The sequence below is a fragment of the Virgibacillus sp. M23 genome (assembly GCF_034190895.1).
Taxonomy (GTDB): Bacteria; Bacillota; Bacilli; order Bacillales; family Amphibacillaceae; genus Virgibacillus; species Virgibacillus salarius.
In genome coordinates this window covers 1-412 of the sequence record NZ_JAWDHA010000334.1, presented here as the reverse complement: position 1 = coordinate 412, position 412 = coordinate 1, and the positions used below count along the sequence as shown (strand labels likewise).

Sequence of the window (412 nt, the reverse complement as noted above, 5' to 3'; positions counted from 1 at the left end):
ATGTAAACATGACCGTTCAAGCACTTACCGCAAAAGAAGTCACACAAAAAATCTTTAACAAAGAATCTTTATTTATTCTGGATGTGCGTAATGAAAAAGACTTTAACGATTGGAAGATCGAAGGACATTGTTTTGACTATTTAAATGTACCGTATTTCGATCTTTTAGATGGCGTAGAAGATATCTTGGAGAAAATTCNTTCTTATAAAGAAGTGCTGGTCGTTTGTGCAAAAGAAGTTTCATCCGTCATGGTATCCGAAATGCTTTCTGAAGCAGGTCATTCTGTATCCTATCTTAAGGGTGGAATGAAAGCATGGAGCGAACATTTAGAGCCGGTAAAAGTCGGGGATTTAAAAGATGGCGGTGAGATGTATCAGTTTGTTCGAATCGGTAAAGGCTGCCTGTCATACAT

General features: G+C 37.7%; 1 pseudogene. It reads left to right on the top strand.

Annotated elements, in window-relative coordinates:
* Nucleotides 1-28: 28 nt before the first annotated feature.
* Nucleotides 29-412, top strand: a pseudogene (locus RVS70_RS22830) (rhodanese-like domain-containing protein); the annotation flags it as partial.